Here is a 22,639-nt window from a genome sequence, read left to right as displayed (position 1 = left end):
GGCGCGGGACAGCCGACATTGTAGGGAAAGCCGCCGCGCCGTGCAGGTTCGGGGCGGCATGCCGGGCGGTGCCGGGCCCGGCGGGCCAATGCCTGTCCCCGTCGGTCGGCCAGTACAGTTCAGCTAAAAGTGTCTGCAGCCGTATCTGTCCGTGTGCTGCCACTGTCCGAAATACTGGTGTCATCGAACCCGTGCGACCAGGAGGCTGCCATGCGCGAACTGCGACTTTACGTGATGGACGGCGACGAGCCGGCCGGACGGTGGCGGATCGTCGATCGCACGCTGCTCGAAGTGGCCGAGGGCGAGGTGTGGGTGACCGTCGAGGGCCGGCCCGACGATCACTGGCTGGGCGCCGGCGCGTCGCTGACGTTGCTGCCCGGCACGCGCGCGTGGGTCAGCGCGGGGCGGCGCGGCGCGACGTTCGCGTTCGGTCCGCTCGCGGCGCCGGCCGCGCACACCGCGCACGCGTGGTGGCGTCCGTTCGCCGCATGGCGCGACGGCCGGCGTCACACGGCCGCGTCGCTGCCGACGTAGCGCGCCCGCGGCCGGATCAGCTTCCCGTCCGCGTACTGTTCGAGCGCATGCGCGATCCAGCCGGCCGTGCGGCCGGCCGCGAACAGCGTGAACGCCGCGCCGTCGGGCAGCGCGAGCGTGCGTTCCAGCACCGCGAGCGCGAAATCGATCGCCGGGCGCAGGCCGGTGGCTGCTTCGACGCGCGCGGCGAGCGCGTGCGCCACCCGCAGCGCCGGCCGGTCGGGCACTGCGGCCTGCAGCGCGTCGAGCAGCGCCCGCGAGCGCGGGTCGCCGTCGGGGTAGAGCGGGTGCGCAAAGCCGGACAGGGCGGTGCGGCCGCCGTCCGTGCGTTCGTCGTGCGCCAGCCGCAGGGCGAGGTAGCGATCGAGGTCGGCGGCGCGGGCCGCTTCGTCGAGCAGCGTACCGGCTCGGAACGTCTCGCCGCCGTGGCGCGGCCCCGACAGCGCCGCGAGCCCGCCCGCAATCGCGCCGAACAGGTGGGTGCCGGTCGACGCGATGCAGCGCACCGCGAAGGTCGACGGATTCAGTTCGTGATCGGCGCACAGCACGAGCGCGCGCCGCAGCAGGTCGGCTTCGTCGCGCCGCCGCACGCGCCATGCAGTCGCGAGCTGCCGGTGTACGGGCGCGTCGCCCGGCGCGATGCCGGCGAGTGCGGCCGTTGCGACGCGCAGCAGCAGCGTGCCGGCATCAAGCTGCGCGTCGCGCCCCTGCGCCCATAAGCGCGGCAACGATGCGGCCGCGGCAGGCAGCAGCACCAGCGTGCGTTCGAGCGGCGCGAGATGCGCCCAGCGACGCGCCCAGTCGTCCCATTGCGCGGCGTCGAAACCGGTCGACGCGAGCGAGGCGTGTGCCAGCCGCGCGGGCGGACAGTCCCAGAGCCGCGCGGCCGTTTCTTCGAGCGTCGCTTCAGCGGCGAGTGCGACCGCATCGGCGCCGCGGTAGTGCAGGCGGCCGCCCGCGATCTGCGTGATCCGCGATTCCAGTACCGGCACGCCCCAGTCGAGCGAACGTTCGGCGACGCCGCCCGCGCGTTTCGCGTCGGCGCGGCGGCGCGCAAGCAGGCGCACTTCATCCGCGTCGTAGCAGCGGCGCTTGGTCGCGCCGTCGGGCAGCGAGCGCAGCAGGCCGCGGCTCACGTACGCATACAGCGTACTCACGCTGACACCGAGGATGCCGGCGGCTTCCGGTGCACTGAGGGATCTCATGCCGGTGGCTCCTGTCGGGGGCATGAAACGCGGCCCCGCTACAACTATTCGTTATGTATTGATTCGCGCAATCAAGATTGATCGCGCCTGTCGCGAATTCTAGACTCGATTTCGTCTCCTCAACGACTCCCCAGCACCATGACACCCGAACTCGCATTGACGCATCTGTGGCAACTCGCACACGGCGATCCTGGCGCGCTGGCCCGCGCGACCGTGACGGGCCGGGACCCGACGCTGCCGTCGACGTTCAAGGTCGGCACGCTCGCCGTCGCGACGATCGCGGCAGCCGGGCTCGCGGCCGCCGAATGCCACCGGCTTCGCACGGGCGTCGCGCAAGCCGTCGACGTGTCGGTGCGCGACGCGCTCGTTGCGTTCCGCAGCGAGCGCTACCTGCGCGTCGACGACGGCCCGCCGCCGGAGTTGCGTCATCCGGTGACGGGTTTCTTCGAGACCGGCGACGGGCGCTGGATTCAGCTGCACGCGAACTTTCCGCATCACTTGCACGGCATCCTCGGCGTGCTTGGCTGCGGCGCGCAACCCGCCGATGTCGCCGCGGCGATCCGTACCTGGGACGGCGTGGCGCTCGATACCGCGCTGGCCGAGGCCGGCTTGTGCGCGGCATTGATCAGAACACCTGAGGAATGGGCGGAACACGAGCAGGCGCATGCGATTGCGTCGTTGCCGCTGTTCGAAATCGAGCGGATCGGCGATGCGCCGGCCGAGCCGGTCGGCCGCGGCGATGCCGGCCAGCCGCTTGCCGGCGTGCGCGTGCTCGATCTCACGCGCATCATCGCGGGGCCGGTCGCGGGTCGCACGCTGGCATCGCACGGTGCGCAGACGCTGCTCGTCAACGGTCCGCATCTGCCGAACATCGCGCCGCTCGTGATCGACAACGGGCGCGGCAAGCGTTCGACGTGGATCGATCTGCGCGACGCGGCGGGCGTCGATACGCTGCAGGCACTCGCGAGCGACGCCGACGTCTTTCTGCAGGCGTACCGGCCTGGCGCGCTCACGGCACGTGGTTTCGCGCCGCAGGCACTCGCGGCGCTGCGGCCCGGCATCGTGTGCGTGTCGGTGTCGGCGTACGGGCACGCGGGGCCGTGGGCGAAGCGGCGCGGTTTCGACAGTCTCGTACAGTCGGCGAGCGGTATCGCATGGCAGGAGCAGCAGGCCGCGCATGCGGACGCGCCGCGCCATCTGCCGTGCCAGGCGCTCGATCATGCGACGGGTTATCTCGCGGCGTTCGGCGCGATGATTGCGCTCGCGCGGCGGGCGCGTGAAGGGGGAAGCTGGCACGTGCGGACGTCGCTCGCGCAGACGGGACGCTGGCTGCAGTCGTTCGGCGTCGTGCCGGACGGGCTGCAGGCACCCGATCTCGCGCCTGCCGACGTGCGCGACCGGATCGAGCGCATCGCGTCGCCGTTCGGGGTGCTCGACACCGTGCGGCCGGCCGAGCGCTTGTCGGTGACGCCGCCGTCGTTCGCGCGGCCGCCCGTGCCGCTCGGCACCGACGACGCACGCTGGCTGTGAGCGCCGGCGGCGCGACGTGCGTTACTTGCGCAGTTCGACGACGAAATCGTAGTAGTCGTTGCGGCAGTAGGTATCGGTCAGTTCGATCGCGCGCTGGTCTGACGTATAGCCGATCCGCGTGATCAGCAGCAGCGCATCGTGCGGCGCGATGCCCATCTGTTCGGCGATCTCGTCGGTCGCGTTGACCGCGCGGAAATGCTGCAGCGCGCGCACGATCGGCGTGCCGCGCGCTTCGAGATAGCTGTACAGCGAGCCGGCGATCGCCTGCGGATCGGGAATCAGCGTCGCGGGGAACGTCGAGTTCTCGACGGCCATCACGATGCCGTCGGCGAGACGCAGGCGTTTCAGGCGCGTAACGGATGCGGCCGGCGACAGCCCGAGCTGGATCACTTCGTCGCGGTTCGCGGGCTGAATTTCGCGCGCGAGCCATTGCGAGCTCGGCTTGAAGCCGCGGCGCTCGAGCATTTCGCTGAAGCTCGACAGTCGCGACAGCGGATCCTCGTAGCGCGGCTGGATGAAGTTGCCCGCGCCTTGCGTGCGGCGGATCAAGCCCTGCTCGACGAGCAGCGCGATCGCCTTGCGTGCGGTGATGCGCGATACGCCGAGCGCTTCGGACAGCACGCGCTCGGAAGGCAGCGCCTCGCCGGCCGTCCAGCGGTTGTCGTGGATTGCGTCACCGAGCTTGCGAGCGAGCTGCAGGTAGAGCGGCGTATCGTTGTCGGGGTCGGGGCGCAGGTCCTGCCACCGGTCGTCCGTGGGTGCCTTCATGGAATGGGTATCGATCAGGTTGCGGCCATTCTAAGTCATCATGCCGCGCCGTTATAGCCGGTTTGTGCCGTGTAATAGGTCGCGGGCGCATCGATTGACTACACTGACGCGTCGTATTCCATGCTCCAGCCGCAGAGTGCGGCCGCGAATCCACAACGAGGAACGCATGACAGACACGATCGCCACGGTTGTCCTGCCGGACGGTGAGACGATTCCGAAGCTTGGCCTGGGCACCTGGGAAATGGGCGAGCGGCCGGCCCGGCGCGCGGACGAAATCGCCGCGCTGCGCGAGGGCATCGAACTCGGGATGACGCTGGTCGATACGGCCGAGATGTACGGCGACGGCGCGACCGAAACGCTCGTCGGCGAAGCGCTTGCAGGCCTGCGCGACGACGTGTTCCTCGTCAGCAAGGTCTATCCGCATCATGCGAGCCGGCGCGGTGTCATCGCCGCGTGCGACGCGAGTCTCAAGCGCCTGCGTACCGACCGTCTCGACCTGTACCTGCTGCACTGGCGCGGCTCGGTGCCGCTCGAGGAGACGGTCGAGGGTTTCGAGGCGTTGCAGCGCGCCGGCAAGATCCGTCACTGGGGCGTGAGCAACTTCGATACGGCCGACATGGACGAACTCGTCCGCGAAGCGGGCGGCAGTGCGTGCGCGACCAACCAGATCCTCTACAACATCGCGCGGCGCGGCCCGGAGTTCGACCTGCTGCCGTGGCTCGCCGGTCACCGGATGCCGGCGATGGCGTATAGCCCGGTCGACCACGGGCGGTTGCCGAAACGCTCGCCGCTCGACGAGATTGCGCGGCTGCGCGGCGTGTCGGTGATGCGGGTCGCGCTGGCATGGGTGCTCGCGCAGCCGGGTGTGTTCGCGATCCCGAAGGCGTCGAGGATCGAGCACGTGCGCGACAATCGCGCCGCGCTCGATTTCGAGTTGAGCGATGACGAGCGCGCGCAGCTTGACGCGTATTTCCGTCCGCCACGCAGCAAGCGCGCGCTCGAGATGCTCTGATCGCACCTGGCCGGGCAACGCTTCCGGTCAGTGGTTGCCGCCGGACGATCCGCCGTTGCCGTGACCTCCGCCATTGCCGTTGCCAGTGCCGTGGCCATTGCCGACGCCGTTGGCGCCGCCATTGCCGGCGCCGCCACTGCCGTTGCCATTACCGTTGCCGCCGCCGTTGCCGTGGCCACCGTTGCCGTTGCCGTTGCCGCCGCCATTGCCGTTGCCGTTTCCGCCGCCGTTGCCTCCGCCGTTTCCGCCGCCGTTGCCGCCGCCGTTGCCGCCGCCGTTGCCGCCGCCGTTGCCGCCGCCGTTGCCGCCGCCGTTGCCGCCGCCGTTGCCACCGCCGTTGCCACCGCCGTTGCCGCCACCATTGCCGCCACCATTGCCGTGGCCGCCGTTTCCGCCGCCGCCGTTTCCGCCGCCGTTGCCGCCGCCATTGCCGCCGCCGTTGCCGCCACCATTGCCGTGGCCGCCGTTTCCGCCGCCGCCGTTGCCACCGCCGTTGCCGCCACCATTGCCGTGGCCGCCGTTTCCGCCGCCGCCGTTGCCGCCACCATTGCCGTGGCCGCCGTTTCCGCCGCCGCCGTTGCCGCCACCATTGCCGTGGCCGCCGTTTCCGCCGCCGCCGTTGCCGCCGCCGTTGCCGCCGCCGTTGCCGCCGCCGTTGCCGCCGCCGTTGCCGCCGCCGTTGCCGCCGCCGTTGCCGCCGCCGTTGCCGCCGCCGTTGCCACCGCCGTTGCCGCCGCCATTGCCACCGCCGTTGCCGCCGCCATTGCCACCGCCGTTGCCGTGACCACCGCCATCGCCATGGCCGCCACCGTTACCGTGACCACCGCCGTCACCGTCGCCATGACCACCATGGCCGTGGCCACCGCCGTCACCGTCACCATCACCATCACCATGACCACCGCCATGGCCGTGACCACTGCCGTCACCGTCGCCGCCGTGGCCACCGCCGTGGCCACCATGGCCTCCGCCACCCGAGGTGCCGCCACCCGAGGTGCCGCCACCCGAGGTGCCGCCACCCGAAGTGCCGCCGCCCGAAGTGCCGCCACCCGAAGTGCCGCCGCCCGAAGTGCCGCCACCCGAAGTGCCGCCACCCGAAGTGCCGCCACCCGAGGTGCCGCCACCCGAGGTGCCTCCGCCCGAGGTGCCGCCACCCGAGGTGCCGCCACCCGAAGTGCCGCCGCCCGAAGTGCCGCCGCCCGAAGTGCCGCCGCCCGAAGTGCCGCCACCCGAGGTGCCGCCACCCGAAGTGCCGCCACCCGAAGTGCCGCCACCCGAAGTGCCTCCACCCGAAGTGCCGCCACCCGAAGTGCCGCCACCCGAGGTACCGCCGCCCGAAGTGCCTCCACCCGATGTACCGCCACCTGAACCACCGTTGCCGGACGTGTTGCCTCCGCGGCCGGTGCCGCTCGTGCCGCTGGATGTTCCACCTGTCGTACCGCCGACACCTGCTGGTCCGACGGCACCATTCCCGTTATTTCCACCGCTACCGCTACCGCTACCGCTACCGCTACCGCTACCGTTGCCGTTGCCCGGACCGGGACTGCTGCCGCCACTGCCGCTTGTGCTGGCACCGTTACCGCCGATGCCATGACCGGCATAGACCTGCGCCGCACACGCAGCCGGATTGGCTGCGCAAGACGAAGCGTCCGCGACCAGCGTCATGATGGTGTCCGCGCTGGCGTTCGCGTCGGGTGCGGAGTCAGGCGAGGTGTTTTGTGCGACGGCATACGAGCAGCAGCACGCAAAGGCGGCTGCGGCCAGCAAGGTTGCACGAGGGCGCCGTCCCGCCGGGCGGAACGGTTGTTTTGTCTTATGCATCATGGCCTCCCCATGCGCGCGATGCCTCGTTGCCGCGCGGCTGTCTACGTGTGGAGCAGGGGGCCGGTAAAGATTCGTAGTCCTTTTCGGCGGCCGGTTGCGTCACGGCCGGCGCTTGACGCCAGCCGCGAACGCGGATCGGCACGCGGGCCCGCCGTGCGAATCCCTATCTGCGAGATTCGTGCCATCGGCTGCTTGTGCCCGTGGCGCAAGGCGCACGTCGACGCGCGACGGCGCACGCAACATCGTCGGGGGAGTTTTGTTTCCGGAATGAAACGTCTGAGCGTTGCTCAGCGTGCCGGTGCGTCGGCCGCGCGCTGCCAGCGGTGGAACAGGAGCGACGCGATCCAGCAGACCAGGAACAGCGCGACGATGCCGTAGCCGATCGAGCCGAAGCGTTCGCCGAGCGCATCGAGCGCGTCGCGCACGGGGCCCGTCAGCGACAGCTTGTCGGCCAGCAGGCCGGCCGCCTCGATCCCGCCGATCGCCAGTGCAACGGCCGCCGACACGAACGTGATGCTCGCGTTGTAGAGCAGCTTGCGCTGCGGATCGTCCATCGCCCACCCGTATGCATGAATCATCAGTACGTTGTCGGTCGAGTCGATCAGCGTCATGCCGGCGGTGAACAGCGCCGGAAACAGCATGACCGTGTAGACCGGCAGCCCCTGGCTCGCCTGCGCGGCCGCGATCGCGAGCAGGCCGATTTCCGTTGCAGTATCGAAACCTAGTCCGAACAGCACGCCAACCGGGTACATGTGCCAGCTCTTCGACACGAACCGGAACAGCGGGCGCAGCAGCCGCGAGACGAGCCCGGCAGGGCGGTGCACGTGCGCGTCGTCGTGCGTGTGCCCGGGCGCGCGGCGATAACGCCGCCATACGTCGCGCAGGATCATCAGGTTCACGCACGCGAGCACGAGCAGGAAGGTGGCCGATACCGCCGTGCCGATCGTGCCGCCGATCTCGCGGAACGCATCGAACCGGTCGCGCAGCGCGAACGCGGTCAGCGCGATGCCGAGCGTCGCCGCGATCACGATCGTCGAATGGCCGAGCGAGAAGAACAGTCCGACGCTCACCGGACGCTGGCCTTCCTGCATCAGCTTGCGCGTCGCGACGTCGATCGCGGCGATGTGATCGGCGTCGACCGCATGACGCAGCCCGAGGCCGTACGCGATCGCCGCGGTGCCGAGCAGCAGCGGATGGTCGCGCAGCACCACGAGCGCCCACAGCCACACGGCGACGTTCGCGGCGATCAGGCCGGCGTAGAGCATCAGCAGGCGGCGCAGGGCAGGGGTGGGCGGCATCGGGCGGGTTCCATCTGACGAATCGCGAACCATTGTGGCACGCGAAAAAAATGCCGGGCGTGCCGATCAAAAAGCCGCGAACGCAGCGTGCGCGGGACGAAAAAAAGCCCGTCCGGAACCGGACGGGCCTTGCGTGCATGCGACAGGGCGCGTGCGCCCGGCGCTTACTTCGTCTTCGCGCTGATCACGCCTTCCGATACGTTGGCGGGCGTTTCCGCGTACTGCTTGAACTCCATCGTGTACGTCGCGCGGCCCTGCGTCGCCGAACGCAGCGACGTCGAGTAGCCGAACATCTCCGCGAGCGGCACTTCGGCGCGCACGAGCTTGCCACCGCCACCGGCGATGTCTTCCATCCCCTGCACGATGCCGCGACGGCTCGACAGGTCGCCCATCACGTTGCCCATGAAGTCCTCGGGCGTTTCCACCTCGACGGCCATCATCGGCTCGAGCAGCACGGGCTTCGCGCGGCGCATCGCTTCCTTGAACGCCATCGAGCCGGCCATGCGGAACGCGTTTTCGTTCGAGTCGACGTCGTGGTACGAACCGAACGTCAGCGTGACCTTCACGTCGACGACCGGATAGCCCGCCAGCACGCCGCTCTTCAGCGTTTCCTGGATGCCCTTGTCGACCGACGGAATGTATTCACGCGGAATCACGCCGCCCTTGATCGCGTCGACGAACTCGTAGCCCTTGCCGGGGTTCGGCTCGAGCGTGATCACGGCATGGCCGTACTGGCCGCGGCCGCCCGACTGCTTGACGAACTTGCCTTCGACGTCCTTCGCGGGCGTGCGCACCGTCTCGCGATACGCGACCTGCGGCTTGCCGACCGTCGCTTCCACGCCGAACTCGCGCTTCATCCGGTCGACCAGGATTTCGAGGTGGAGCTCGCCCATGCCCGAAATGATCGTCTGCCCCGATTCTTCGTCGGTCTGCACGCGGAACGACGGATCTTCCTGGGCCAGACGGTTGAGCGCCAGGCCCATCTTTTCCTGGTCGGCCTTCGTCTTCGGCTCGACGGCCTGCGAGATCACCGGCTCGGGGAAGATCATGCGTTCGAGCACGATCGGATGCGCCGGATCGCACAGCGTGTCGCCGGTGGTCGCTTCCTTCAGGCCGACGGCCGCCGCGATGTCGCCCGCGCGCACTTCCTTGATTTCCTTGCGCTCGTTCGCGTGCATCTGCAGGATCCGGCCGAGCCGCTCCTTCTTGTCCTTCGTCGCGTTCAGCACCGTGTCGCCCGATTCGACCACGCCCGAATACACGCGGAAGAAGATCAGCTGGCCGACGAACGGGTCGGTCATGATCTTGAACGCGAGCGACGAGAACGGATCCTCGTCGTTCGGATGACGTTCCGCTTCCTTGTCGTGCAGGTCGTGGCCGAGAATTGCCGGCACGTCGGCCGGCGACGGCAGGTAGTCGATCACCGCGTCGAGCATCGCCTGCACGCCCTTGTTCTTGAACGCGCTGCCGCACAGCATCGGCACGATCTCGTTCGCGATCGTGCGCTTGCGCAGCGCGGCCTTGATCTCGTCCTCGGTCAGCGACTCGTGGTCGTGCAGGTACTTCTCGAGCAGTTCCTCGCTCGCTTCGGCAGCCGCCTCGACCATCTTCTCGCGCCATTCGTGCGCGAGCTCGACGAGGTTCGCGGGGATGTCCTCGTACGTGAACTTCACGCCCTGGCTTTCGTCGTCCCACACGATCGCCTTCATCTTGACGAGATCGACGACGCCCTGGAAGTGATCTTCCGCGCCGATCGGAATCTGGATCGGCACGGCGACGCCCTTCAGGCGGTCGCCGATCTGCTTCTGCACGCGGAAGAAGTCGGCGCCGATGCGGTCCATCTTGTTGACGAACGCGATGCGCGGCACCTTGTACTTGTTCGCCTGGCGCCACACCGTTTCCGACTGCGGCTGCACGCCGCCGACCGAGTCGTAGACCATGCACGCGCCGTCGAGCACGCGCATCGAGCGCTCGACCTCGATCGTGAAGTCGACGTGCCCGGGCGTGTCGATGATGTTGATGCGGTGTTCCGGATAGTTGCCGGCCATGCCTTTCCAGAAGGCCGTGGTCGCCGCCGACGTGATCGTGATGCCGCGTTCCTGCTCCTGCTCCATCCAGTCCATCGTGGCCGCGCCGTCGTGCACTTCACCGATCTTGTGGCTCACGCCGGTGTAAAACAGGATGCGCTCGGTCGTCGTGGTCTTGCCGGCATCGATGTGAGCGCTGATCCCGATATTGCGATAGCGCTCGATGGGGGTTTTGCGGGGCACGTGAACCTCCTGGTGGTTCGGATCGTAAGCGGGCCGGCTGGGCCGGTCCGGGTTGGAACAAGCGAGACTTAAAGCATAGCGCTTGCGCGTGGCTTTTGCAGATGCGGCCGGTGCTGGCTGAATCAAGCCGGCGCCGCTGCCGGCGGGCGAAAAAAAAGCCGGCGCGCAACGGGCGGCCGGCTTCGGTCGATGCGCGGCGCGGCGCCGCGGAAAGGGCCGTTACTGGGCCTTCGGCAGGCCGTCGAGCTTCATGCCGGGCTTGATGCCCTTCGCCGCGAACCAGCCCTTGCTCATCTCGAGCGCATAGACGCCGTTGTTGCGCGGGCAGTGGTTGTCGGTCGTCTCCGCCCGCATTTCGTCGATGTCGGTGATCGTGCCGTCCGCGCGGATGAACGCGATCGACAGCGGGATCAGCGTGTTCTTCATCCAGAAACAATGCACGGCATTCTCGTTGAAGACGAACAGCATGCCTTCGTTCGGCGCGAGCTGCGAACGGTACATCAGCCCCTGTTCGCGGTCGGCGTCGTTCGCGGCGACAGCCGCGTCGATCACGTACATGCCGGCGCGCAGCTTCACGCGCGGGAACTCGCTGGGCTGCTTGGCGCCGGGCGGCATCTGCGCGCCGGCGGCCTGCATGCCGAGCGCGAGGACGGCGAGCGCGGCGGGAAACACGGTGGCGCGCGCAAGGCGGCCGAGCGACGAGCGCAGGGAGAATTGCACAGCATGGCTCCTGTCTGGAAAACGAGACCCGCATGGTACGCGATGCGCGCCGGCGGGCACAAAAAAGAAAAAGGCAGATCGCCTTGCGGTGATCTGCCTTTCAACGCCGTAAGAACGGCAAAACTGCGTGTTCTTGACTGCGTTATTACAACTAGCTTGCTTAGTTCGAAGCAGCTGCCGGGGCTTCGGCTTCGCTTGCAGCCTTCTTCGAAGCGTGGTGCTTCTTCGAAGCGTGGTGCTTCTTGTGCGTTGCCTTCTTAGCCGGTGCCGAAGCAGCTTCTGCCGGAGCAGCAGCAGCCGGAGCGGCCGGAGCCGAAGCTTGTGCGAAAGCAGCCGTTGCGAAGAGACCAGCGACCAGAGCAGCGATCAGTTTGTTCATGTTGTGTTCCTCAGCTTTAGTTAATTAACCAAATGACCCGGCAATAGGAGTCATGTCGTCTAACGGTGCCATCCACCTTTCGGTTGACAGACGCTTCGAGAAATTTCTCATTGCGCTGCGGGCGCCGAATCGTATTCGAGAAAAACGTCGCTTTTGTGACGCAAACTCGGGTTCGGCTGCCAATGCCGGATAGCTAAGGTTGGCATCTGCGTGGTTTAACGCACGATCTTCGCAAGCGGTTGACGAAAAAGATGACGAAAAATGCGCGCATCCCGAATTCGTCATCCGGCGGGCGCGAAACCGTCCCATGGCGCGCGCGGCGGCAGTGCGATTGTTTCGCCCGGCGCAATGCCGAGCGCAAATATATCCAGCGCGCCGACGCCGACGCGCACCAGGCGCAACGTCGGGAAGCCGACCGCTGCGGTCATCCGGCGCACCTGCCGATTCTTGCCTTCGGTGATCGCAAGTTCGATCCACGTGGTCGGGATCGCGGCGCGGTAGCGGATCGGCGGATTGCGCGGCCACAGCGTGCCGGGCGGTTCGATGAATTCGGCACGGCACGGGCGCGTCACGTAGTCGCCGAGATCGACGCCGCGCGCGAGCGCCTTCAGGTCGGCCGGGCCGGGCGCGCCCTCGACCTGCGCCCAGTAGCGCTTGACGAGCTTGTGGCGCGGCTCCGCGATGCGCGCCTGCAGCGCGCCGTCGTCGGTGAGCAGCAGCAACCCTTCGCTGTCCGCGTCCAGCCGGCCGGCCGCATAGACGCCGGGCGTTTTTACCCAGTCGCCGAGCGACGGGCGCGTCTCGTGCGCGGAAAACTGGCAAATCGTGCCGAACGGCTTGTTGAGGGCGATCAGGTTCATGGCGGGGCGCCCGCCCGGCCTGCCGCGGGAGGCGGGGGCGGGCGGTCTATGGCAAATGGCGGAATCTTAATGCATAATACGGAACGGCAAGTCCTCTGTCTTATATAAGACATAAGTGAGGTCTTGATACGCAGTGCCGCGGTTCATGCCGAAGTGCCCGGTTGGGGCGCTAGAATAGCGGCTCGCTGTTGCCGTCACGGGGTGGCCATGCCGCGCCCCCGCCGCGCGCGCAGCTTCGACCAGCATCACCTGCTCAGCCACGTCACTGGAGTCGATCATGCCGTATCAGCACATCAAGGTTCCGGAAGGCGGTGACAAGATCACCGTCAACAAGGACTTCTCGCTCAACGTTTCCGATCAGCCGATCATTCCCTATATCGAAGGCGACGGTACGGGCTTCGATATCACGCCGGTCATGATCAAGGTCGTCGACGCGGCGGTCGCGCATGCCTACAAGGGCAAGCGCAAGATCCACTGGATGGAGATTTTCGCAGGCGAGAAGGCAACGAAGGTGTACGGTCCGGACGTGTGGCTCCCGGAAGAAACGCTGCAGGTGCTGAAGGAATACGTGGTATCGATCAAGGGGCCGCTCACGACCCCGGTCGGCGGCGGCATCCGTTCGCTGAACGTCGCGCTGCGCCAGGAACTCGACCTGTACGTGTGTCTGCGCCCGGTCCAGTACTTCAAGGGCGTGCCGTCGCCGGTGCGCGAGCCGCAGAAGATCGACATGGTGATCTTCCGCGAGAACTCGGAAGACATCTACGCGGGCATCGAATGGGCCGCGGGTTCCGAGCAGGCGAAGAAGGTCATCAAGTTCCTGCAGGACGAGATGGGCGTGAAGAAGATCCGTTTCCCGGAAACCTCGGGGATCGGCGTCAAGCCCGTGTCGACCGAAGGCACCGAGCGTCTCGTGCGCAAGGCGATCCAGTACGCGATCGACAACGATCGCAAGTCGGTCACGCTGGTGCACAAGGGCAACATCATGAAGTTCACGGAAGGCCTGTTCCGTGACGCCGGCTACGCGCTCGCGCAGAAGGAATTCGGCGGCGAGCTGATCGACGGCGGCCCGTGGATGCGCGTGAAGAACCCGAAGACGGGTAACGAGATCGTGATCAAGGATTCGATCGCCGACGCGTTCCTGCAGCAGATCCTGCTGCGCCCGGCCGAATACGACGTGATCGCGACGCTGAACCTGAACGGCGACTACATCTCCGACGCACTGGCCGCGCAGGTCGGCGGCATCGGGATCGCGCCGGGTGCGAACCTGTCGGATTCGGTCGCGATGTTCGAAGCGACGCACGGCACGGCGCCGAAGTACGCGGGCAAGGATTACGTGAACCCCGGTTCCGAGATCCTGTCGGCGGAAATGATGCTGCGCCACCTCGGCTGGACGGAAGCGGCCGACACGATCATTGCCTCGATGGAGAAGTCGATCCTGCAGAAGCGCGTCACGTACGACTTCGCGCGCCTGATGGAAGGTGCGACGCAGGTGTCGTGCTCCGGCTTCGGCGAAGTGCTGATCGAGAACATGTAAGACCCCTTCCGGGGTGGGCCGGCAGGTTGCCGGCCGCCCCGGCGCTGACTGCCGGCGCCGGAGCGTTTCGTGGATGGCAGGTTTGTTGGCAGGGCGGTCCGGCATGCGGGCCGCGGCGTCGCGATGCGGCCCGGAGGCCCTGCAAGGTAGAACATGACGGCCCTCGCAACACCACCGCCCGGCTGAGCCGGCGCGCCCCTTTCGCGACCGACCCGGTCGCTCCCCGCCGGTTACCGCCGGCGCTCCTCAGTCCAAATTTTCACGTAGCAACGCATCGACCATGTCCACTTCGCCCAAGATCATCTACACCCTCACCGACGAAGCGCCCGCGCTCGCGACCTATTCGCTGCTGCCGATCGTCAAGGCCTTCACGCGCTCGTCCGGCGTCGCCGTCGAAACGCGCGACATCTCGCTCGCCGGCCGCATCATCGCGGCATTTGCAGACGTCCTGCCGCCGGAGCAGAAGGGTTCCGACGATCTGGCCGAGCTGGGCCAGCTCACGCTGAAGCCGGAAGCGAACATCATCAAGCTGCCGAACATCAGCGCATCGGTGCCGCAGCTGAAGGCCGCGATCGCCGAGCTGCAGGCGCAGGGCTACACGCTGCCGGCCTACCCGGAAGATCCGTCGACGGACGAAGAGAAGGCGGTCAAGGCCCGCTACGACAAGATCAAGGGCAGCGCGGTGAACCCGGTGCTGCGCGAAGGCAACTCCGACCGCCGCGCGCCGCTGTCGGTCAAGAACTACGCACGCAAGCATCCGCACAAGATGGGTGCGTGGAAGGCCACGTCGAAGGCACACGTCGCGCACATGAGCGAAGGCGACTTCTACGGCAGCGAGAAGTCGGCGCTGATCGCCGATGCCGGCAGCGTGAAGATCGAACTCACGACGACCGACGGCGCGAAGAAGGTGCTGAAGGAAAAGACGGCCGTGAAGGCCGGTGAAGTGATCGACGCATCGGTGATGAGCCGCAACGCGCTGCGCAGCTTCATCGAAGCGCAGATCGCCGACGCGAAGGCGCAGGACGTGCTGTTCTCGGTGCACCTGAAGGCGACCATGATGAAGGTCTCGGACCCGATCCTGTTCGGTCACTTCGTGTCGGTGTTCTACCGCGACGCGCTCGCGAAGCACGCGGACGTGCTGGCGCAGGCCGGCTTCAACCCGAACAACGGGATCGGCGACCTGTACGCGCGCCTGAAGGACCTGCCGGCCGACACGCGCGAAGCGATCGAAGCCGACATCAAGGCCGAATACGCAGTGCGCCCGCGCCTCGCGATGGTCAACTCGGACAAGGGCATCACGAACCTGCACGTGCCGAGCGACGTGATCGTCGACGCGTCGATGCCGGCGATGATCCGCGATTCGGGCGGCATGTGGGGCCCGGACGGCGCGCTGTACGACGCGAAGGCCGTGATTCCGGACCGCTGCTACGCAGGCGTCTACCAGGCCGTGATCGAGGACTGCAAGCAACACGGCGCATTCGATCCGGTCACGATGGGCAGCGTGCCGAACGTCGGCCTGATGGCGCAGGCGGCTGAAGAATACGGTTCGCACGACAAGACCTTCCAGATCCCGGCGGACGGCGTCGTGCGCGTCACCGACGAAGCCGGCAACGTGCTGCTCGAGCACGCGGTCGAGTCGGGCGACATCTGGCGCATGTGCCAGACGAAGGACGCACCGGTGCAGGACTGGGTCAAGCTCGCGGTGAACCGCGCGCGCGCGACCGGCGCACCGGCCGTGTTCTGGCTCGATCCGGCGCGTGCGCACGATGCGCAGATCATCGCGAAGGTCGAACGCTACCTGAAGGATCACGACACGAACGGTCTCGACATCCGCGTGATGACGCCGGTCGAAGCGACGCGTTTCTCGCTCGAGCGCATCCGTGCGGGCAAGGACACGATCTCGGTCACCGGCAACGTGCTGCGCGACTACCTGACCGACCTGTTCCCGATCATGGAACTCGGCACCAGCGCGAAGATGCTGTCGATCGTGCCGCTGATGGCGGGCGGCGGGATGTTCGAAACGGGGGCGGGCGGCTCGGCGCCGAAGCACGTTCAGCAGTTCGTCGAGGAAGGCTTCCTGCGCTGGGATTCGCTCGGCGAATTCCTTGCACTGGCCGCGTCGCTCGAACACCTCGGCAACGCGTACCAGAACCCGAAGGCGGTCGTGCTCGCGAAGACGCTCGACCAGGCGACCGGCAAGTTCCTGGACGAGAACAAGTCGCCCGCGCGCAAGGTCGGCGGCCTCGACAACCGCGGCAGCCACTTCTACCTGTGCCTGTACTGGGCGCAGGCGCTGGCCGAGCAGACCGAGGATGCCGCGCTGAAGGCGCAGTTCGAAGGGGTCGCGAAGGCGCTGTCCGACAGCGAAGCGCGCATTCTCGAAGAGCTGTCGGCCGCGCAGGGCAAGGCGCAGGCGATCGGCGGCTACTTCCGTCCGAACGTCGACCTGACGAGCCAGGCCATGCGCCCGAGCGCGACGCTGAACGGCATCGTCGACGCAGTCGCCTGACGCGGGCCGCGCATTCGCGCGAGCCAGGACGCGTGTCGACGCGGCGCGGTGAGCCGCTCGCCGCCCGACACACAATAAAAACGCCCCGGTCGCCCGGGGCGTTTTTCGTTGCAGGCTTGCCATTCAGACGTGAACGATTTCCCATTCGGCGATTTCGTGCGGCACCTCGAGCGTCGCGGTGTCCAGTTCGGACAGTTGCTCGCAGTCGCCGCGGGAGATGTGGTCGGCCGCGACTTCGGGGCACGAGAATGCGCCGAGCAGGGCGTTGCCGAACGTCGCTTCCCAGCCGCCGTTACCCGGCAGGATGTAGAACGACCCGAGCGCTGAACCAAAGCGAAATCCCTTCATTTCCGTTCTCCCTTTCTGATCACAAGCGATTCTGTTGTGCCGCCTGCCGGCTCGGCCGGCTGTGGCCCGACTGGCTGCTTGCGCCGGGTTCCGTATCGAACGTCGTGGCGAAGCGTCAGTGCATGGAACAAAGTCTACGTCCGCGACCCGGTTGGATGGTGCATGTAGAACGGCTTCTCGAAACAAAAAATCATGTTTAAAAACAATGAATTATTTTCGTCGTTTTGTATTGCGGAACGTTTTTCGGCATCGCGAAACGGGAAATTTGTGCCCTGCACCACGAATTTTTACAACGCAGAGACTTGTTCCACATCGTGAAAAATTGGCGATTTCGCCGATGGGCGGCGCGACGTGCACCGACGGGGTGGCGAACGGCGCGCGCAAAACGGGCGGCCGGATGCGGCAGCGGGCGTAATTCAGCGAACGAGCGAGGGGCGACGAAGGGCGGTACAAAGCCGCGCTGCGGCGTATCGCCGCCCGGCCGGTAGCGGCGTTTTTCGACAGGGGCCTGCGGTTATGATGACGCGGGCATCAGGTTTCGCGTCGCGCACGGCGGTCCAGCCGGCCGGCGCGTGCGTCGCGGTTGTCGCGCGACGCTGCATGGATAACGAGGATCGATTGATGATACGGAGAACCTTCCTGTCGCGCGCCATCGGTGTCGCGGCCGCGTCGCTGTTCGCGCGTACCGCGTGGGCGCAGCATGCCGGTCATGCGGGCATGGCCGGCATGGATTCGATGGACGACATGCCCGGCATGTCAGGGATGTCCGGCATGTCGGGGCACGCGCAGCACGGCAAGCCCGTACCGGCCGCACTCGCGGCCGCCGATGCGCTGCCGGCCGGTGCGCCGCTCGCGACGTTGCGTACGCTCGCGAACGAAAGCCGCGAACCCGGTACGTTCCGGGCCACGCTGGTCGCGCAGCCCGTCGCGCGCCCGATGCTGCGCGGCGCACGGCCGACCACGTTCTGGCAGTTCGGGTCGGGCGCGCAGGGCCCCGTCGTCGGCCCGCTGATCGACGTGCGCGAGGGCGACACGGTCGAGATCAAATTCGTGAACAAGCTGCCGCAACCGTCGACGATCCACTGGCACGGCCTGCCGGTGCCGCCCGACCAGGACGGCAATCCGTCCGACCCCGTCGCGCCCGGCGCATCGCGCGTGTACCGCTTCACGCTGCCGAAGGGCAGCGCCGGCACCTACTGGTACCACCCGCATCCGCACATGATGACGGCCGAGCAGGTATTCCGCGGGCTGGCCGGCCCGTTCATCGTGCGCGCGGCGGACGATCCGCTCGCCGGCTGGCCCGAGCGCAACCTGTTCGTGTCGGACCTGAAGCTTGCACATGACGGCACGATTGCGCCGAACGACATGATGGACTGGATGAACGGCCGGGAAGGCCAGTTCGTGCTGGTCAACGGCGCGCGCCGGCCGCGCATCGACGTCGCCGGCGACGAACGCTGGCGCGTCTGGAACGCGTGCAGCGCGCGCTACCTGCGCGTTGCGTTCGACGACGGCCGTGCGTTCGAGCACGCGGGTACCGACGGCGGGCTGTTCGACGCGCCGCGCCGCGTGACGTCGCTGCTGATCGCGCCGGGCGAGCGCGCGGAACTGCTGGTGCGCGCCGGTGACCGGACGACGCGCGCGGTGCTGCAGGCAGCCGAGTACGACCGCCGCAAGATGGCGATGTCGCATGACGACGGTCACGGCAGCCTGCCGCCCGATCCGGCGCTGGCGCTGGCCGATGTCGCGTTTGCGCCCGCCGCCGCGCGCGCGTTGCCGGCCACGCTGCGCGCGGTGCCGCCGCTGGGTGAACCGGTGGCGCACAAGACGGTCGCGTTCGGCGAGGAAATGGACATGGACGCGATGATGAAGGGCGCGGCGCACGGCCGTCCGGCCGGCATGCGCTTCACGATCAACGGCGAGACCTACGCCGCGCACCGCGCGACGCTGACGAGCCGCCGTGGCGACGTCGAACGCTGGGAGATTCGCAATACCACCGACATGGATCACCCGTTCCACCTGCATGGCACGCAGTTCCAGGTGATCGAGCGCGCGTCGGGCGGCGCGCGCACGGCCGAACCGTTCCGCGCATGGCGCGATACGGTGAACGTACGCAGCGGCGAAACCGTGTCGATTCTCGTCACGCAAGACATGCCCGGAGAGCGCATGTTTCATTGCCACATTCTCGAACACGAGGATCTCGGCATGATGGGCACGCTGAAGGTCGTGTAACGAAGTCGTGAATATGTTTCACGTGCGGGATCGATATCCGATCTGCATGTGTGACAAGACAATGTGTGTTCAATTATCGGGATTGAACGAAAAGGCGGGCCAATCGATTATCGATTGGCCCGCCTCAAAAAAAGAAACCCGGCGCAATGCGCCGGGTTTCTTCGTCCGATATCCGATGCCTTTATGCGGCCTGGATGTTCGACGCTTGCTTGCCCTTCGGTCCTTGAACGACGTCGAAGCTCACCTTCTGGCCTTCCTTCAGCGTCTTGAAGCCATTCATGGTGATAGCCGAGAAGTGCGCAAACAGATCCTCACCGCCCTCGTCGGGAGTGATGAAACCGAAGCCCTTCGCGTCGTTGAACCACTTAACGATACCAGTTGCCATTTTCCTACTTCCCCTGTCACACAGTCGCTGCTACTTACCACGAGCACGCTCGAAAAGCTAAACGACTGGAAAATGCAGTCGTTCCCCCCTCACAAGCTCACCTCGGCCTCTTTCATTTCGCCAACCGGCGAGTTGAAAAAAGTGCCAGCTTGATTGTTGGCGCTCTTTATTGGAGTGTCAAGTGGAATTTTTAGACGTTTAGAGGGTCGTTGTAAAGAACCCATTTTCAGGGTTTTTCCGGCTTTGCTTTGCAGCATGTGGCCAAGCGCGAGGACTTGAAAAGCCGCATAATCGGCTCATATACCAGGCTCGAGTGACACGCGTTCGAGTCGTCCCGGCTTGTGGGATACTGGATGTGGACACGACGTCCCGGTGCAGTTCCCCCTCGACGGTTCGTGTTCCGCGCCACGCGTGAAAGCCGGCACCGCAGCCGGCTTTCGTATGGCGCGAAGACGATCGCGTGTTCCGGGATACCGGGGAGGGCGCCGGCCGGTCGGTCGGGTAATGGCAGGATTGCGGGCCTGTCCGAGTTGTTTAGAATGGGTGTATGGCGATTATCCCGGACAAGCAGGACAGTACCGTCCTGGAACGCAAGCAGCAGAAGCTCAAGCCGCCTTCGATGTACAAGGTGGTGCTGCTGAACGACGACTTCACGCCGATGGAATTCGTCGTGATGGTGGTCCAGGAGTATTTCAAGAAGGATCGCGAGACGGCCACGCAGATCATGCTGAAGGTCCATCGCGAAGGGCGAGGAGTTTGTGGGGTCTATACGCGGGACATCGCGTCGACCAAGGTTGAGCAAGTCGTTACCCATGCGCGGCAGGCCGGGCATCCGCTGCAGTGCGTGATGGAGGAAGCATGATTGCCCAGGAATTGGAAGTCAGCCTGCACATGGCGTTCATGGAAGCACGCCAGGCGCGCCATGAGTTCATTACGGTCGAGCATCTGCTGCTGGCCCTGCTGGATAATCCGACGGCAGCCGAGGTGTTGCGCGCGTGCGCGGCAAACATCGAGGACTTGCGTCAGAACCTGCGCAATTTCATCCACGACAACACACCTACCGTCCCGGGCACCGACGATGTCGATACCCAGCCGACGCTCGGTTTCCAGCGCGTGATCCAGCGCGCGATCATGCACGTCCAGTCGACGTCGAACGGCAAGAAGGAAGTCACCGGCGCGAACGTGCTGGTCGCGATCTTCGGCGAGAAGGATTCGCATGCCGTGTACTACCTGCAGCAGCAGGGCGTCACGCGTCTCGACGTGGTGAACTTCATTTCGCACGGCATCGCGAAGACGAACAACGGCGAAGCCGCGAAGTCGACCGACGCGAGCGCGGAAAGCGAAGACGCGAACGCGCAGAAGGAAACGCCGCTCGCGCAGTTCACGCAGAACCTGAACCAGATGGCGAAGGACGGCCGCATCGATCCGCTGATCGGGCGCGAGCCGGAGGTCGAGCGTGTGGTGCAGGTGCTGTGCCGTCGCCGCAAGAACAACCCGCTGCTCGTCGGCGAGGCTGGCGTGGGCAAGACCGCGATCGCCGAAGGGCTCGCGTATCGCATCACGCGCGGCGAAGTGCCGGACATCCTCGCGAACGCGCAGGTCTACTCGCTCGACATGGGCGCGCTGCTCGCGGGCACCAAGTATCGCGGCGATTTCGAGCAGCGTCTGAAGACGGTGCTGAAGGAGCTGAAGGAGCGCCCGCACGCGATCCTCTTCATCGACGAGATCCATACGCTGATCGGCGCGGGCGCCGCGTCGGGCGGCACGCTCGATGCGTCGAACCTGCTGAAGCCGGCGCTGTCGTCGGGCACGCTCAAGTGCATCGGCGCGACGACGTTCACCGAATATCGCGGCATCTTCGAGAAGGATGCGGCGCTGTCGCGGCGCTTCCAGAAGGTCGACGTGTCGGAGCCGACCGTCGAGCAGACGGTCGCGATCCTGCGCGGGCTGAAGTCGCGCTTCGAGGAGCATCACGGCGTCAAGTATTCGTCGGGTGCCCTGTCGGCCGCGGCCGAACTGTCGGCGCGCTTCATCACCGACCGTCACCTGCCGGACAAGGCAATCGACGTGATCGACGAGGCCGGTGCCGCACAGCGCATCCTGCCGAAGTCGAAGCAGAAGAAGACGATCGGCAAGAGCGAGATCGAGGAAATCATCTCGAAGATCGCGCGCGTGCCGCCGCAAAGCGTGTCGCAGGACGATCGCAGCAAGCTGCAGACGCTCGACCGCGACCTGAAGAGCGTCGTGTTCGGCCAGGATCCGGCGATCGACGCGCTCGCAGCCTCGATCAAGATGGCGCGCGCGGGCCTCGGCAAGATGGACAAGCCGATCGGCGCGTTCCTGTTCTCCGGCCCGACGGGCGTCGGCAAGACCGAAGTGGCGCGCCAGCTCGCGTTCACGCTCGGCATCGAGCTGATCCGCTTCGACATGTCGGAATACATGGAGCGCCATGCGGTAAGCCGGCTGATCGGCGCGCCGCCGGGCTACGTCGGGTTCGACCAGGGCGGCCTGCTGACCGAAGCCGTCACGAAGAAGCCGCATTGCGTGCTGTTGCTCGACGAAATCGAGAAGGCGCATCCGGACATCTTCAACGTGCTGCTGCAGGTGATGGATCACGGCACGCTGACGGACAACAACGGCCGCAAGGCGGATTTCCGCAACGTCATCATCATCATGACGACGAACGCGGGTGCCGAGTCGATGCAGAAGGCGACGATCGGCTTCACGACGCGCCGCGAGACGGGCGACGAGATGACCGACATCAAGCGTCTGTTCACGCCGGAGTTCCGCAACCGCCTGGATTCGATCATCAGCTTCCGCTCGCTCGATGAGGAAATCATCATGCGCGTGGTCGACAAGTTCCTGATCCAGCTCGAGGAACAGCTGCACGAGAAGAAGGTCGACGCGCTCTTCACCGACGCGTTGCGCAAGCATCTCGCGAAGCACGGCTTCGACCCGCTGATGGGGGCGCGGCCGATGCAGCGGCTGATCCAGGACACGATCCGGCGCGCGCTGGCCGACGAACTGCTGTTCGGCAAGCTCGTCAACGGCGGTCACGTGACGGTCGACGTCGACGAAAGCGACAAGGTCCAGCTGTCGTTCGACAAGCTGGCGAATCCGCCGCACAAGCCGAACGAAGAGACGGTCGAAGTCGAGTAAGCGATAATTCGTTGTTCATGCGAACGGCGCGGGAAGTTCTCCGCGCCGTTTCGTTTTATCCGGCGCCGGCGGCGCGAT

General features: G+C 66.5%; 19 protein-coding genes. 8 read left to right on the top strand and 11 right to left on the bottom strand.

Going from position 1 to position 22,639, the window contains the following annotated elements; genetic code table 11:
• Nucleotides 1-210 precede the first annotated feature (210 nt).
• Nucleotides 211-534, top strand: coding sequence for a DUF2917 domain-containing protein (locus tag ACWMMN_RS13450; protein WP_174994269.1), 324 nt, complete (start codon nucleotides 211-213; stop codon nucleotides 532-534).
• Here ACWMMN_RS13450 and ACWMMN_RS13445 read toward each other — a convergent pair.
• Nucleotides 507-1,739 (bottom strand): citrate/2-methylcitrate synthase, encoded by a 1,233-nt coding sequence (locus ACWMMN_RS13445; protein ID WP_059233389.1) that lies wholly within the window; start codon nucleotides 1,737-1,739, stop codon nucleotides 507-509. The genes ACWMMN_RS13450 and ACWMMN_RS13445 overlap by 28 nt on opposite strands.
• Nucleotides 1,740-1,877: 138 nt before the next feature.
• Here ACWMMN_RS13445 and ACWMMN_RS13440 point away from each other — a divergent pair, with 138 nt between their 5' ends.
• The gene (locus tag ACWMMN_RS13440; RefSeq protein ID WP_059233390.1) at nucleotides 1,878-3,269 is read left to right on the top strand and encodes a CoA transferase; all 1,392 of its coding nucleotides are present in this window, start codon (nucleotides 1,878-1,880) and stop codon (nucleotides 3,267-3,269) included.
• A gap of 21 nt (nucleotides 3,270-3,290) precedes the next feature.
• Here the strand turns inward: ACWMMN_RS13440 and ACWMMN_RS13435 are convergent, their stop codons facing one another.
• Complete coding sequence (locus tag ACWMMN_RS13435) at nucleotides 3,291-4,037, bottom strand: GntR family transcriptional regulator (RefSeq protein ID WP_011546029.1); 747 nt, start codon at nucleotides 4,035-4,037, stop codon at nucleotides 3,291-3,293.
• Between the two features lie 166 nt (nucleotides 4,038-4,203).
• Between ACWMMN_RS13435 and ACWMMN_RS13430 the strand changes: the two genes are divergently transcribed.
• On the top strand, nucleotides 4,204-5,049 hold the full coding sequence (locus ACWMMN_RS13430; RefSeq protein ID WP_486422748.1) for an aldo/keto reductase: 846 nt from the start codon (nucleotides 4,204-4,206) through the stop codon (nucleotides 5,047-5,049).
• Between the two features lie 27 nt (nucleotides 5,050-5,076).
• On the opposite strand, the gene ACWMMN_RS13425 is transcribed toward ACWMMN_RS13430, so the two are convergent.
• The 7 genes from ACWMMN_RS13425 to ACWMMN_RS13395 all read right to left on the bottom strand — a co-directional run bounded on the left by ACWMMN_RS13425 (nucleotide 5,077) and on the right by ACWMMN_RS13395 (nucleotide 12,676).
• The gene (locus tag ACWMMN_RS13425; protein ID WP_486423230.1) at nucleotides 5,077-6,867 is read right to left on the bottom strand and encodes a hypothetical protein; all 1,791 of its coding nucleotides are present in this window, start codon (nucleotides 6,865-6,867) and stop codon (nucleotides 5,077-5,079) included.
• A gap of 290 nt (nucleotides 6,868-7,157) precedes the next feature.
• Nucleotides 7,158-8,168, bottom strand: coding sequence for a HoxN/HupN/NixA family nickel/cobalt transporter (locus ACWMMN_RS13420; RefSeq protein ID WP_486422747.1), 1,011 nt, complete (start codon nucleotides 8,166-8,168; stop codon nucleotides 7,158-7,160).
• A gap of 164 nt (nucleotides 8,169-8,332) precedes the next feature.
• Nucleotides 8,333-10,438, bottom strand: a complete 2,106-nt coding sequence (gene fusA / locus ACWMMN_RS13415) for an elongation factor G (RefSeq protein ID WP_059233393.1) — start codon at nucleotides 10,436-10,438, stop codon at nucleotides 8,333-8,335.
• Nucleotides 10,439-10,657: 219 nt separating this feature from the next.
• Nucleotides 10,658-11,158: a DUF192 domain-containing protein gene (locus ACWMMN_RS13410; RefSeq protein WP_059233394.1), complete on the bottom strand. Its 501-nt coding sequence runs from the start codon at nucleotides 11,156-11,158 to the stop codon at nucleotides 10,658-10,660.
• A 160-nt stretch (nucleotides 11,159-11,318) separates the two neighbouring features.
• Entirely contained in the window at nucleotides 11,319-11,537 is a 219-nt protein-coding gene (locus tag ACWMMN_RS13405) for a hypothetical protein (protein ID WP_081051795.1), read from the bottom strand.
• A gap of 281 nt (nucleotides 11,538-11,818) precedes the next feature.
• The gene (locus tag ACWMMN_RS13400) at nucleotides 11,819-12,397 is read right to left on the bottom strand and encodes a pseudouridine synthase (protein ID WP_059233395.1); all 579 of its coding nucleotides are present in this window, start codon (nucleotides 12,395-12,397) and stop codon (nucleotides 11,819-11,821) included.
• A gap of 66 nt (nucleotides 12,398-12,463) precedes the next feature.
• Nucleotides 12,464-12,676: a hypothetical protein gene (locus ACWMMN_RS13395; protein WP_059233396.1), complete on the bottom strand. Its 213-nt coding sequence runs from the start codon at nucleotides 12,674-12,676 to the stop codon at nucleotides 12,464-12,466.
• On the opposite strand from ACWMMN_RS13395, the gene icd reads away from it, so the two are divergent.
• The gene (gene icd, locus ACWMMN_RS13390) at nucleotides 12,675-13,931 is read left to right on the top strand and encodes an NADP-dependent isocitrate dehydrogenase (RefSeq protein WP_059233397.1); all 1,257 of its coding nucleotides are present in this window, start codon (nucleotides 12,675-12,677) and stop codon (nucleotides 13,929-13,931) included. The genes ACWMMN_RS13395 and icd overlap by 2 nt on opposite strands.
• Before the next feature lie 280 nt (nucleotides 13,932-14,211).
• Nucleotides 14,212-16,440: an NADP-dependent isocitrate dehydrogenase gene (locus ACWMMN_RS13385; protein ID WP_174992981.1), complete on the top strand. Its 2,229-nt coding sequence runs from the start codon at nucleotides 14,212-14,214 to the stop codon at nucleotides 16,438-16,440.
• Between the two features lie 123 nt (nucleotides 16,441-16,563).
• Here the strand turns inward: ACWMMN_RS13385 and ACWMMN_RS13380 are convergent, their stop codons facing one another.
• Entirely contained in the window at nucleotides 16,564-16,788 is a 225-nt protein-coding gene (locus ACWMMN_RS13380; RefSeq protein WP_006490888.1) for a hypothetical protein, read from the bottom strand.
• A 621-nt stretch (nucleotides 16,789-17,409) separates the two neighbouring features.
• On the opposite strand from ACWMMN_RS13380, the gene ACWMMN_RS13375 reads away from it, so the two are divergent.
• On the top strand, nucleotides 17,410-19,017 hold the full coding sequence (locus tag ACWMMN_RS13375; RefSeq protein WP_486422746.1) for a multicopper oxidase family protein: 1,608 nt from the start codon (nucleotides 17,410-17,412) through the stop codon (nucleotides 19,015-19,017).
• 181 nt (nucleotides 19,018-19,198) lie between these two features.
• Here ACWMMN_RS13375 and ACWMMN_RS13370 read toward each other — a convergent pair whose 3' ends face one another.
• Nucleotides 19,199-19,402, bottom strand: a complete 204-nt coding sequence (locus ACWMMN_RS13370) for a cold-shock protein (protein ID WP_006478030.1) — start codon at nucleotides 19,400-19,402, stop codon at nucleotides 19,199-19,201.
• A gap of 547 nt (nucleotides 19,403-19,949) precedes the next feature.
• On the opposite strand from ACWMMN_RS13370, the gene clpS reads away from it, so the two are divergent.
• Together clpS and clpA are read left to right on the top strand one after the other, a co-directional pair.
• Nucleotides 19,950-20,264 carry an ATP-dependent Clp protease adapter ClpS gene (gene clpS, locus ACWMMN_RS13365; protein ID WP_006398529.1) on the top strand — a complete coding sequence of 105 codons (315 nt, stop codon included), beginning with the start codon at nucleotides 19,950-19,952 and terminating at the stop codon, nucleotides 20,262-20,264.
• Nucleotides 20,261-22,561, top strand: coding sequence for an ATP-dependent Clp protease ATP-binding subunit ClpA (gene clpA, locus ACWMMN_RS13360; protein ID WP_059233399.1), 2,301 nt, complete (start codon nucleotides 20,261-20,263; stop codon nucleotides 22,559-22,561). The genes clpS and clpA overlap by 4 nt, the downstream gene beginning before the upstream one ends.
• The last annotated feature ends 78 nt before the right edge of the window (nucleotides 22,562-22,639 follow it).

This window comes from Burkholderia cepacia complex sp. TUM26381 (assembly GCF_057439935.1).
Note: the sequence above shows the minus strand (reverse complement) of the source record. Positions and strands in the feature narration are given on the sequence as shown.